Source organism: Nitrospirota bacterium, assembly GCA_040754395.1.
Classification (GTDB): domain Bacteria; phylum Nitrospirota; class Thermodesulfovibrionia; order Thermodesulfovibrionales; family SM23-35; genus JBFMCL01.
Window position 1 is genome coordinate 24,857 of the sequence record JBFMCL010000005.1, and the last position, 12,426, is coordinate 37,282.

At 47.8% G+C, this 12,426-nt stretch carries 9 protein-coding genes; 6 read left to right on the forward strand and 3 right to left on the reverse strand.

Annotated elements, in window-relative coordinates:
• The first annotated feature begins 2 nt into the window (after positions 1 to 2).
• From AB1552_03675 to AB1552_03690, 4 genes are all read left to right on the forward strand, one after another.
• Complete coding sequence (locus tag AB1552_03675) at positions 3 to 3,950, forward strand: hypothetical protein (GenBank protein MEW6052874.1); 3,948 nt, start codon at positions 3 to 5, stop codon at positions 3,948 to 3,950.
• Positions 3,951 to 4,268: 318 nt separating this feature from the next.
• Entirely contained in the window at positions 4,269 to 4,415 is a 147-nt protein-coding gene (locus AB1552_03680; GenBank protein MEW6052875.1) for a hypothetical protein, read from the forward strand.
• A 5-nt stretch (positions 4,416 to 4,420) separates the two neighbouring features.
• The gene (gene rpsU / locus AB1552_03685) at positions 4,421 to 4,615 is read left to right on the forward strand and encodes a 30S ribosomal protein S21 (protein MEW6052876.1); all 195 of its coding nucleotides are present in this window, start codon (positions 4,421 to 4,423) and stop codon (positions 4,613 to 4,615) included.
• A gap of 173 nt (positions 4,616 to 4,788) precedes the next feature.
• Positions 4,789 to 6,240: a DEAD/DEAH box helicase gene (locus AB1552_03690; protein ID MEW6052877.1), complete on the forward strand. Its 1,452-nt coding sequence runs from the start codon at positions 4,789 to 4,791 to the stop codon at positions 6,238 to 6,240.
• A 106-nt stretch (positions 6,241 to 6,346) separates the two neighbouring features.
• Here the strand turns inward: AB1552_03690 and AB1552_03695 are convergent, their stop codons facing one another.
• Together AB1552_03695 and AB1552_03700 are read right to left on the reverse strand one after the other, a co-directional pair.
• Positions 6,347 to 6,577 carry an Lrp/AsnC ligand binding domain-containing protein gene (locus tag AB1552_03695; GenBank protein MEW6052878.1) on the reverse strand — a complete coding sequence of 77 codons (231 nt, stop codon included), beginning with the start codon at positions 6,575 to 6,577 and terminating at the stop codon, positions 6,347 to 6,349.
• 124 nt (positions 6,578 to 6,701) lie between these two features.
• Positions 6,702 to 7,265: a Slp family lipoprotein gene (locus AB1552_03700; GenBank protein MEW6052879.1), complete on the reverse strand. Its 564-nt coding sequence runs from the start codon at positions 7,263 to 7,265 to the stop codon at positions 6,702 to 6,704.
• Positions 7,266 to 7,329: 64 nt separating this feature from the next.
• On the opposite strand from AB1552_03700, the gene AB1552_03705 reads away from it, so the two are divergent.
• Positions 7,330 to 10,302, forward strand: a complete 2,973-nt coding sequence (locus AB1552_03705) for a ChaN family lipoprotein (GenBank protein MEW6052880.1) — start codon at positions 7,330 to 7,332, stop codon at positions 10,300 to 10,302.
• Between the two features lie 84 nt (positions 10,303 to 10,386).
• Here AB1552_03705 and AB1552_03710 read toward each other — a convergent pair whose 3' ends face one another.
• Positions 10,387 to 11,058 (reverse strand): N-glycosylase/DNA lyase, encoded by a 672-nt coding sequence (locus AB1552_03710; GenBank protein MEW6052881.1) that lies wholly within the window; start codon positions 11,056 to 11,058, stop codon positions 10,387 to 10,389.
• Between the two features lie 181 nt (positions 11,059 to 11,239).
• Here AB1552_03710 and AB1552_03715 point away from each other — a divergent pair, with 181 nt between their 5' ends.
• Positions 11,240 to 12,412 carry an aminotransferase class I/II-fold pyridoxal phosphate-dependent enzyme gene (locus AB1552_03715; protein MEW6052882.1) on the forward strand — a complete coding sequence of 391 codons (1,173 nt, stop codon included), beginning with the start codon at positions 11,240 to 11,242 and terminating at the stop codon, positions 12,410 to 12,412.
• Positions 12,413 to 12,426 lie beyond the last annotated feature (14 nt).

Here is a 12,426-nt window from a genome sequence, read left to right on the forward strand (position 1 = left end):
CCATGAGAAACAATCTGATTAGAACGATAACAGTATGTACCATGATATTCTTTCTTTTTCTTCCGGAAAGTAACGCGCAAACAATGAGTGATTACTGCCAGATCCCGCCGTACGTTGGTTTTGCTGTGGCGCCGAATGTTCTTTTTGCAATCGATGTGAGCGGAAGTATGAGCTGGAAAGCGTATTCTTATCAGGACACAGACAGCAACGGTGATGGATATCTTGACAGATATAATCCGGCAGTTTCCTATGAAGGATATTTCACGCCTTCCAAAATATATAAGTCTGATGCGAACGGAATATATGAGGAAACAACACCTACTGGAGTACCCTGCACCTGTACCTGTATAGACTGGAGGTGCAGGAATACCAACTGGGGCGGTTGCGTCTGGCGAGGGGGAGGATGCAATCGGTGGGGATGCTGCATACAGGAACAGTGCACAGGTGACTGCAATCTGGAATCGGGCAATTATCTCAACTATGCGAATATGGCGCGCATAGATCTGCTTCGCTGGGCTATGACAGGGGGCACACCGAGTTCCTGCACTGGAGCACAGACTTTTAATAACGGTTTTTGCAACCCTGAATTATGGGCTCAGCCGGGGAATGCTGTCAAAGTCGGAAGTGTATGCAACGATAGCCTGGATGTTAATGGTGACGGCATAGCGGATGGCGGATGCATCCTGCTGACTGATAACGGAACTCGGGTAAAGGTTCCCTGGGACAGGGTTTATGCCGGTCTTGCATTCAAATTCAAATCGTTGGAACTAAGACCCAGGGTAGGTGCCATGTTGTTCAGCGGTACCGGCGTGAGGGCACAGAAGATTTATATCGGTGATTTTACCGCCCCCAACTCGACAGCCGACGAATTCCCGTATATGAATTTCATTTCCCATATCAACTCGGGACAACCGACAGGTGCAACTCCAACAGGACCCGTTATGTGGGATGCCTCGAATTATTTTTCACAGAAAACTCCTGAATACGGCGGTTTTTCGCCTCAAAGCGGGGAAGGGGACCGGTGGAAAAACCCGATGTACGTATGTGTTCAGGGAGGAGCAAACTGTAGGTATGTTCCGTGTGCGAACAATTTCGTCATACTTATGTCAGACGGACAATGGAACACCGGCGGGGGCCCTCCGGCGTTTTCTACCTGTTCCATCAACTCGGGATTTGAGAACCACTCTGCAGACCCTGTTGTGCCTGCCTATAAGATGCATATGGGATTTGACAATATTAAAACAGGTGTTCGTACAAACGTAAAAAATGTATATACCGTAGGTCTTTTCATGGGCGGCACGGGCGAGCATTCTATGAAGAACGTTGCGGTATATGGCTCTTTCGATAATATTGCAAGAACCTGGCCGGCAAACTTAGCAGGATATCCTGACGATTCCTGTGCAATGGATGACTGTGGAACCGGCAGGGGAAGCCCCTGTGAGCCATTGCCCGCATCCTCACCTGACTGGGACAAGGACGGAGACGGCAACCCTGATACGTTCTATAAAGCCAGTGATGCATTGGGCATTAAGGACAACATTCTCGATGCTATCCTGTCGATCCTCCAGCAGATAGCCTCAGGGACAGCGGCATCTGTGCTCGCATCCGGGGAAGGAACAGGGGCAAACCTCGTTCAGGCCATCTTCTACCAGCAACGCTCTTTCGGAACAAATGACATTGAATGGTCGGGTTCACTCAAGAACCTCTGGTATCATATTGATCCGCTGCTGTACAGCAGCACAATCAGAGAGGACACGGCATCCCCGAATATTCTTGACCTGTCAAATGACAATATCATCAGATTCTTTTTTGATTTGACCGACTTTACCACAAAGGCACAGCTCTTTTCGGACGCGAACGGTGACGGTACTGCTGACAGCACGATCCCTGTGGCAACTGTACCCTTCAACAATGTAAAGTCTCTCTGGGAGGCAGGAAAGGTGTTGCATCGAACAGATCCCGCAGACAGGATCATTTATACCTTTGACGGAACAAGCCGCATTGTTCTGCCAAATACTGCGGGCAGCGGTTCTCCCTTAATCTCGCTCCTGCAGGCAGAAAACGTCAATGAGGCAACAGCGCTCTTGAGGTATACAAAAGGGACTGACTTGAAAATCTGCTCTGTAAACAAAAATATCTGCAACTCCGATGCAGACTGTACCCAGAGTGGAGAAACATGTAAGTCTTACAGGAATCGGACGGTGACATATGACGGAGTGACAAACACCTGGAAACTCGGAGACATTATCAATTCAACTCCGAAAGTGGTTTCATGGATACCCCTCAATGTCTACCACACACTATATCAGGATCAAACCTATCGAAACTTTATTCGGTCAAGTGCCTATCTGGACAGGGGCTTGGTCATTGTTGGGTCAAATGACGGGATGCTCCACGCCTTCAGATTCGGGAACCTGAAATTGTTCGAAGAAAAATTCAGGAAAGCGGAATTGACAGGAACAGAATTCGGCAGAGAGGAATGGGCCTTTATTCCCCAAAATGCACTGCCTTATCTGAAATATATCGCGGATCCAAACTACTGCCATATCTATACAGTTGACTTAACTCCTCATGTGTTTGATGCCAGCATAGGTTCACCGGGATCAGGAGACGTGTCAGACAGTGCAAAACCTTCTGACGGGTCTTCATGGAGGACTGTGGTAATAGGCGGCATGAGGTCAGGCGGAGCCTGCAGGGATGTCGCGACACAATACGGGGTGCAGACCCCCGCAGCCGGCAGGGGATTCTCATCCTATTTTGCGCTTGATATTACAGACCCGGGGAATCCTCAAGTCCTGTGGGAATTCTCGCATCCAACCCTCGGTTTTTCAACCGCAGGTCCTGCTGTGGTCAAGATCAGCAGCAGAACAGGCGGCGTACCTGACAGCAGCAAAAACGGCAAATGGTTTGTGGTCTTTGCCTCAGGCCCAACAGGCCCGATCAATACCGTGGCAAAACAGTTCAGGGGTTATTCAGACCAGAATCTGAGAATTTTCATACTCGATTTAAAGACCGGGCAACTCCGCAAAACAATTGATACCGGAATACAGAATGCCTTCGCAGGTTCCCTGACCGGCGCATCGGTTGACTTTGATCAGAACAATGCGACAAATGCAGGTTTTTATCAGGATGATGCACTTTATTTCGGTTATGTGAAGGCAGAAAATAATCCGCCGACTGCAAGTACGAAATGGACAAGAGGCGGGGTAGTAAGGATTCTCACAAACCAGGACCCGAATCCGGATAATTGGATCTGGAGCAGAGTCATAGACGATACAGGACCTGTTACAGGAGCAGTGGTGAAGCTGCAAAACTACAAAACAGACGTCGTGCGTCTTTATTTTGGTTCAGGAAGATACTACTTTAAGATTGCTGACGAAATAGACGATGCCGACAGTATAAGAAAACTCTATGGTATCGTGGAACCCTGCTTTTCCGCATCCGGGATAGACATTTCCTGTACCACGATGGTTTCAGAGAGTTCTCTTAGTCAGGCTGACAGCGCAAGCGGTTCCACAGATCCGGATGGCTGGTACATACTTCTGGATTCATGTACCAATGCAGCAGGTGCGGAAGTCGCGTGTGCAGACTCTTCAGTCCGCTACAGAACTGAAAGAATGGTTACGGATCCGCTTGCTACTCCTATTGGTGCAGTGTTTTTTACCACTACAAAACCTGCTTCGGATATATGTGGCTTTGGAGGAACAACTCATCTCTGGGCGGTAAAATACGATACAGGCGGCGCAGTTGGAGGTTCGATACTGAAGGGGAAGGCGCTTGTGCAGGTATCGACGGGGAGCATTGAGGAGATTAATCTGAACACGGCATTTACTCAGGAAGAAGGGAGGCGGACTGCTGCTTTTCATGGTGTTCCCCCGCAGGGTCCTCCCCCCGGGATTATTGTGCCCCCAAAACCTATACAGAAGATTATGCATATCAGGGAAAGATAGGAGCATCTGGATGTAAAAAGGCGCAGAGCAATGGCACTGGCATGACTGCCTTATCTGAGTCTGCCAGTGTCTGAAATTTGAAAGAGTAGTGCTCTCACATGTATGTGAGGCCTGTCAAAAAACGCATAATCTTGCCCGCGACAATCTGTTTTTTCAAGATAATTCCGTGGCATACGCATGACATGCCGAAAATATGGTAATTAATTTTTTTTTAGTTATAATAAAAAAGCTTTTGGAGTGTATTTGTCGTAAACCTTCAGATGCTTTGAAAGCTCTGAGGGTTTTTTCATGTCAAAATGAGATTGCGTTGAAAAGACAATGATCACTGAACTGAATGACATGATATTTATGGGCGAAACACTCACATTGGAAAAAGCGAAGCCTCAGCGATCCGGAGGCGGGTTTCGGGACAGGGAGACCAGCTTTGGAGGCGGTGGCAAAAATTTAGGGAAAGTCTGGAGATAGCTGTTTTGGAAATCCGAGTGAGCGGAAACGATATTGAAAGAGCCTTAAAAAGCCTTAAGCGCGAACTGCAAAAGGAAGGTCTTTTTAAGGAAATCAAGCAGAGAAGCTATTATGAAAAGCCGTCCGAGAAGGAAAAACGGAAAAGGAGAGAAGCGCAGAAGAAAAGGAGAAAAGCTTTACGGTTTAAGAGATCTGTCTAGGCAGTGAAAAATAAGAATCAACCTTCTTAATACTCCCTTAAAGGAAAAGTTGTTTTGATTTTCTGCTTTCCCTGCACAGGATTCATAGCACTCAAACAAAAAAGCACAGGAACAGTAACCCCATACCGACATGATGTCAGGTAACAAAAAAAACACACGAAGGATAGAAAAGAATGATATTTGAAGAATTCAAGCTCAGTAAAGATACACTGAAATCCATATCAGAATTGGGATTTGAAGAACCTACTCCCATTCAGGTGTCGGCCATACCGCTCATAATGAACGGACGTGATATCGTGGGCCAGGCGCAGACCGGAACAGGCAAGACAGCTGCCTTCGGTATCCCGATTGCTGAAAACATGCACATGGGCAAAAACCCTTTTGCGATAATACTGGAACCGACCAGGGAACTGGCGGTACAGGTGTCGCAGGAAATCCACAAACTGGGCAAGTACAGGAACGTCAGCGTCCTGCCTGTGTACGGGGGTACATCGATTGAAAGGCAGATAAAATCACTGCACCGCGGCGTAAATGTCGTTGTCGGAACCCCCGGCCGTATTATAGACCTCATGAACAGAAAAAAACTCTCATTGTCTGAGATAAGGATTGTGGTTCTTGATGAAGCAGATGAGATGCTTGACATGGGTTTTCTTGAGGACATAGAGATGATCCTCGGCGCTGTCCCGGCCGGACGTCAAACCCTTCTCTTTTCCGCCACCATGCCGCAGCCTATCATGAATATCGCGAGACGTCATATGAAGAATCCTGCAAAAGTACGGATAAACGCGCAGGAGGTTGTTGTTACAAAGATACGCCAGGCAGCATACGAAGTCAGGGAAGAGAGCAAGGTCGATGCACTGTCACGTCTCCTTGATGTGGAAAATCCGCAGCTTGCCATCGTCTTTTGTCATACAAAAAGAGAGGTTGACGATGTCTTTATGAAACTCAGTCAGCTTGGGTACAATGCGGGGGCCATTCATGGTGATTTTACCCAGGTGCGTCGCGAAGAAGTGATGAAACGGTTCAGGGCAGGAATGCTGGATATCCTCGTTGCGACTGATGTGGCTGCCAGGGGTCTTGATATAAAGGATGTATCCCATGTAATTAATTACAGTATTCCGCAGAACCCTGACAGCTATGTCCACAGGATTGGAAGGACAGGAAGGGCAGGCAGGTCAGGCAGCGCGATCACCTTCGTGACTCCCTGGCAGTACAAACATCTGCGTTTGATCGAAAAAACTGCAAAGACAATCATCCACAGAAAAAAACTGCCTTCTTCCGCAGATGTTGTGCGGGCGAAAGAAAAAAATATTGTCAGGGATATCGCGAAAATCATTCAAGACAAACGTCATGAGGGATATTTCCAGGCAGTAAAAGAATTGTCCGGAGACCACAGTTTTAGCGACATTGCAGCGGCAGCGTTATGTGCAGCCTATGGTGAGATGCAGGAGAGGCCGGCAGAGAAAGCACCAAGCAAGGACCCGCATGTTCATCTGATCAAGACCGAAGGGAAAAATGGCAGCAGGAGGTCACCGGATATCCTGAATTCAGGGACATCAAAAAGTCACATGTATTTGCAGAGGGGACGAAAACACCGGGAAAAAAGCTTTTACAGAACTTTTTAGTTCCACCTACGTAAACCCCCGGACGTAAGTCCGGGGCAGTTTGCCCCATATTATTCATAACTTTTCTGAATATCCCGAGGATAGAGTATTCTTGCTCAGTCTTTCCTTATTCTACTGCTACAAACGTTTCTGTCCTGGTGAGTCCTTTTATTTTTCTTATGTCTTTCAATATCTTGTTGAAGATATCATTCATGTCTTTTGCTTCGAGGATGGCTATGAGGTCATAGGCTCCCGTAATGATGTCGGCACTTTCTACTCCCTTTTTCCCGCGCAGGGTATCCCTCACGAAGCGTTCCTTTCCCGTGGTGATATTTGCCAGCATATATACCCGTGACATGTGCTCCCCTCCCTTTCATCCGGCCTTTTCAGGTTGATAAGTGAACTGCTTTCCTAGAAGTATCATGCATATCTGAAATCTGCCTGTGAAGATTGCAGATGAACACTGCAACGAATGATGGACCTTACCACCAGTACGGCGGGGGCGGACCTGGCCCGTAACCCTTCCACCAGTAGTGATGTCCCCACCAGGGGGGATATGGCTCATAATACGGGGGAGGTATATAATAGACATTGCGTTCTTCCCAGAGATAGATTTCTCTGATCCTGAACAAAGGATAGCCGTAATCCATTTCGTCTATCTTCCCCTGCCTTATCCCGAGGAATTCCCCTGCAAAAGTTATCTGTCGGTCCTTCCTGAAAATAATCGGGTCGAGGAGACCGCTTTCCCTTGGGAAAAGGGCATAGAACCTGCCATACGCTCTCCCTGTTTCCTGCAGATAACCCCTGGCATCAACCGGCACATAAAGTGCTTCTATCAGGGAGCCTTCAGCGGTAGCCTTTGAGCTGATAATTACTCCGCCGAGGACGAACAGCTTTCCCGTATACTTCTCGGGAACCTGCCTCATATCAGAAAGATGAAAATCCCTGATGGAGACATCCATCACATCTTTTCTGAGAACCGGTGCGCAGGAAAGCATGGCCAGCAGAACGATGAGAACAGGAATAAACGACGGATTACGTTTCATAATTAAATTGTAAAACATTTTGCAGCATTGTCAATATGCAGGGATAACAGGTAATATAAATACTATGAATCTTATTGTTATCATTGCAATTCTTGCATCCTGTATGTTCCCTTTCCCTTCGCTTGCAGCTGCTGAGGAAATCCCGTCTCACAGGATTTCTGTTTCATTTGATACCGGGAAAAACGTTGTCCGGGGCACGTCGGTCATAGTTCTCAGGGAGCGGAAGGCGACAGACATCCATACCGGTGACCTCCACATTATCTCTGTGCAGAAGGACGGCAGACCTTATGTTCCCGAAATGAAGGACGGCGTGTTTTCAGTTACATCAGCAGCCACTCTTGAAATAGTCTTTGAAGGGGTATACAGGGAAAATCCATCGGACAATAACCATCCGGAATCGCCGGGAGTCATCGGAGGAAAGGGGATACATCTGTCCGGTCGGTGGTATCCGTATGTAGATGGGCCTGCGTTTTACACGCTGAAAGTCCTGCTGCCCAAGGGATTTCGTGCGGTTTCCGAAGCAGAGGATGTCGAGGTGCAGGAGACCGCAGACGGAATGCAGTATTCGTTTATCTTTCCCCATCCGGTAGAAAGAGTGAGTCTTGTTGCCGGAAGATATCTGGAAATACAGGAAACGTTCGAAGGGATTTCACTCACCGGGTTTTTCTTTCCGGAAGATGTTGCTCATGCAAAAACGTATTTCGGGTATGCCAAGAAATACCTCAGGATGTACGGCAAACTGCTGACACCTTTCCCGTACAGGAGGCTTTGCATTGTGGAAAACATCCGGCCCGGCAGTCATTCCCGGCCTACCTATATTGTGGTGGAACCTGAGATGATTCAGGACCCTGCATATGCAGAGGAATCCTTCAGACGTGCATTCCTCCGGCAGTGGTTCGGACACTATATCTTTACGGACCGCAGGGAAGGAGACTGGTCCGGGGGACTGGTTGCCTATCTCTCTGACCATTTTATGAGGGAGAAAGCCGGAGAGGGAGTGCAATACAGGAAACAGATGCTGACAGAGTATGCCAATTACGTGAACCAGAAAAACGATATCCCTCTCAGGAATTTCATATACAGGCATAATCCGTCAGATTCCACTGGATACATTAAAGGATTGATGGTATTCCACATGCTGGAAAATCATACGGGAAAGGATGCATTTTACAATGCGCTGAAGAAGCTCGTTCGCGAACACGGGTTCAGGGAGGCATCCTGGGATGACCTGAAAAATGCGTTTGAAACTGAATCCGGTAAAAAACTGGAAAGATTTTTTGACCAGTGGCTGAACCGGAAAGGACTTCCGTCACTTACGGTGAATGATCCCAGGGTATTGGTTCTGCGGGGAACGCCGACAGTAGTCTTTGACATCGTGCAGGAAGGTGAACCCTACACTATGGACCTGAAAGTGAAGATCGTGACCGATGTATCTGAATTTTCCAGAACACTTACTCTTGACAGCGGAAAAGGGTCGTTTGAAATCCCTGTACAGGGATCACCTGTGAAGATGACCGTGGACGGAGATTGCAATGTCCTGAGGAAACTTTCTGATGAGGAAATCCCGCCGCTGCTGTCGGGTTTTTTCGGAGATGAGAAAAAGATTATCCTCGTTTCCGATGAAGACAGGGAAAAATACCAAAAACTCATAAGTATCGTAAAAGGGGCGGTCATAAAGGACGAATATGAGATTATGGACGAAGATATCAGGACTCATTCATTGCTCGTGTTCGGATACGGCGGGCCTGTCATGAAGCGGCTGTTCGGAACTGCGAACAGGACGGGTGACGGATTTTCCCTGGAAATATGGAGGAATCCCCTGAATCCGTCAAAGGTAGTTGCGATAGCATCAGCAATTTCCCGGGCTGAGGTAGATATGTCGGCAGAGAAAATCTTCAGTTACGGGCATACATCGTTCGTGCGGTTTAAAAAGGGGAAAAATGTCGATGTGAAAACCGCTCCTGCCGAACTGGGATTAGTGTTCGGTCTCGACAAGCCGGTGCTTGTCATACAGCCGCGGCAGATCACAAGGATTGAAGAGATCATTCCCAATATTCTTGAGAAACCCGTCATCTATATCGCGGAACGTCATACCGATTACGAGGATCATAAGGTCCAATTGAAGGTAATCATGAACCTCCATGAACAGGGAAGAAAGTTTGCGATCGGCATGGAGATGTTTCAGAGACCGTTTCAGAAGGTCATCGATGATTACCTTGCCGGTGCGATAAGCGAAATGGAGTTTCTGAAAGGCACCGAGTATTTCAAGAGATGGCAATTCGATTACCACCTTTACCGGGAGATTGTCGAATATGCAAAGGCAAAGAAAATCCCTGTGATTGCGCTCAATATCTGGACAGAGATTGTCAAAAAGGTTTCCTCGGAAGGCCTCGATTCCCTCTCTGATATCGAGAAAAGGGAAATCCCTGAATCGATGAACATGTCTGATGCGGCATACCAGGAGAAACTCCGTGATGTATTCAGGCAGCATCAGCATTCGAACAAGGAAGGACGGAATTTTGAAAATTTCTATCAGGCACAGATCCTCTGGGATGAAACCATGGCTCATTCCATAGATGCATTCCTCAAAAAGAATCCTGATTACCAGATGGTGGTGCTTGCGGGTACCGGACATATCATGTACGACTCCGGAGTTCCGAACAGGGTACACCGGTTGAACGGGAAGGAGTATGTAACGATCATTCCGAATAACGGATCTGTCGACGCAGAACTTGGGGATTATCTTTACTCAGCAGAGAGTATCCCTCTGCCTTCGAATCTGAAACTCGGTGTTGTACTGAAAGAGAAAAAGGGGCGGGTTGAAGTCGAGAAGATTGTGCCTGGAAGTATCGCCAAGAGCGCGGGCGTGGAGGAAGGAGATATTATTATCTCACTGAACGACTGGGTGGTTTCTGATATCGCAGATGTGAAGATCTTCATGCTCGAAAAGAAGAGGGGGGAAAAGTTTACTGTCAGGGTGATGAGAAAAGGGTTCCTGTCCGGGTACAAAGAAGTTGTTCTGATCGGAACGATGTAGCATTATCCTTTAGGCCGGGTTTTTCATCCTGAGCCTGCCGTGACTGCAGACTTCTATGAGCTTTTTCCGCTGAACAGGAAAGGATTACTTGAATATTTCTCCTGTCTCCTTGTACCAGAGAAGCAGATCCAGATGTGCTAAGGGGATGCCTGTGCTCAGGGCAAACTCGGCCATTCTCTGCTCTGTCAGCAGATACGCCCCCCTGCTGAGGGATCCGGGAATTTCCTTGATGACGCCGAGAAGAAGGAGATTTTTCAGGATATGTCTGTCCAGGATTGCAATATTCTCTCCGAGGCCGATATTCCTCAGGAAATGACTTGCTTCCTTGTATCCGAGTCCCCTGATATTCTCTGCCAGCCATTCCCTGAGTGCACGGCAGTCAGCATGAGATTGGATGATACGTCTTATGGAGAACCTGCCATCCTTCATGCACAGCGACCTTGCCTCAACGACATACCCGGCTTTTTTGTTGTGGAACCGTACACGGTGGAGCCTGTCTCGTATCTGATCGACAGTCCCGTCAGTCAGAAGATTCTGCTCCTTAATGGAGAGAACCGCATTCCAGCAGCACTTTGCCCTGGATTGCGGAGTGAGGAGACAGAATACGAGTTCACCGAAGAGTTCTTCGTCCGTGCAGCGCCTGCCGCAAAGCCGGAATTCCCTGAGACGTGAATCTATTTCACGTTTCTTGCCTGCATGAATTTCAAGGAGCTGATTGAGTATTGTCCAGTTATATCGTTTTTTCAGCAAGGGCATAGCTGTGCACACTGCGGGGTTCAGTCCTATATCTGCCTGAGACAGGGAATATGAGACAGAAAATCTTCTCGCATAAAACCGTCTGATGCATTGTAGTGATCAACAGAATTTCCTGACAGGCACGACTATCAATAGTTTAACACAGCAGCATGTTAGAGTATACTAATGAGGAGGCTGTATAATGGTGCAGCAGCCAGAAGATATCCTTACACGCGAAAGGTTTGATATGGACATATATCGGCTTGCAGAGGCACTCGGCAGGCAGGAGAGAGATATCCTTGATTTCAGTTCGCCGGTGAATCCGCTCGGTGTCTCCAAAAAGGTAAAGGCGGAATTGCGGAAGCATCTCAAGTATCTCTCTCAGCATCCTGACACTGAAGCAGTACGACTGAGAAAAAGGCTCGGACAATTCCATGGCATCAACCCGGAGATGATACTCTGCGGAAACGGAAGCACAGAACTCGTGTATCTGCTCGCGAGGGTTATCGCGCCCCGGAAGGTTCTGATCCCTTCCCCCACACTGCCGGTATATGAACAGGCATTGCTGAAAGATGGACGCGGGGAGCGGCGGACAGATATCGCATTCTTCTTTCTTGAAGAGCACAATGGATTTCAGATAGAGCCGGATGAGTTTATTGGTATTCTCAAAGGCAACGAATTTCTCCCGCCTCCCGTCGATAACTCGTCATCTTCCTGTAATATGGCCTTTCTGTGCAATCCCAATAACCCTACAGGACGGCTGCTGAAGAAGGAGCATGTGCTGAAGATCGCAGATGCTGCGAGAGACACCCGGTGCTATTTGATCGTGGACGAATCGTATATGGATTTCTGTCCGGGGGACTCGGTTATCAGTGAAGCCGGAAAAAATCCCTATCTGGTCGTACTCAGGAGCATGACCAGTTTTTATGCCCTTGCAGGTTTGAGGATCGGGTTTGGTGTCTTCCCCCCCTCCCTTGCAGAAAGACTGAAGCGGAACAGGGAGCCATGGACAGTGAACAGTCTTGCGCAGCGGGCGGCTGTCATCGCAATTAGGGATAAGGCATACCGGAAAGAGACGTTTGTCCTGATGGAAAAGGAAAAACGCTTTCTCGAAAAGAAATTCAGGAAACTCGGAATAGAATATTTTCCCTCGGATGTAAATTTCTATCTTCTGAAAACTGCCTCTTTGGACGAAATATCTTCCAGACTGAGAAAAAAGGGGATACTCGTGAAAACCAGCTCCGGGCAAAGGGGACCCGAAAAAAAATACCTTATGGTTGCGGTGAAGACACATAAGCAGAACTCGGTCCTGATCAGGGAAATTTCCTCTGTCATGAAGGAAGGAAAGAATGCAGAAAACGTGACAGGATCATGACCGATGCCCAGCAC

Excerpts from the sequence above, each read along its gene's own strand:
- AB1552_03675 (MEW6052874.1), top strand. The coding sequence starts at position 3 with ATGAGAAACAATCTGATTAGAACGATAACAGTATGTACCATGATATTC.
- AB1552_03680 (MEW6052875.1), top strand. The coding sequence starts at position 4,269 with ATGATCACTGAACTGAATGACATGATATTTATGGGCGAAACACTCACA.
- AB1552_03690 (MEW6052877.1), top strand. The coding sequence starts at position 4,789 with ATGATATTTGAAGAATTCAAGCTCAGTAAAGATACACTGAAATCCATA.
- AB1552_03695 (MEW6052878.1), bottom strand. The coding sequence starts at position 6,577 with ATGTCACGGGTATATATGCTGGCAAATATCACCACGGGAAAGGAACGC.
- AB1552_03700 (MEW6052879.1), bottom strand. The coding sequence starts at position 7,265 with ATGAAACGTAATCCGTCGTTTATTCCTGTTCTCATCGTTCTGCTGGCC.
- AB1552_03705 (MEW6052880.1), top strand. The coding sequence starts at position 7,330 with ATGAATCTTATTGTTATCATTGCAATTCTTGCATCCTGTATGTTCCCT.
- AB1552_03710 (MEW6052881.1), bottom strand. The coding sequence starts at position 11,058 with ATGCCCTTGCTGAAAAAACGATATAACTGGACAATACTCAATCAGCTC.
- AB1552_03715 (MEW6052882.1), top strand. The coding sequence starts at position 11,240 with ATGGTGCAGCAGCCAGAAGATATCCTTACACGCGAAAGGTTTGATATG.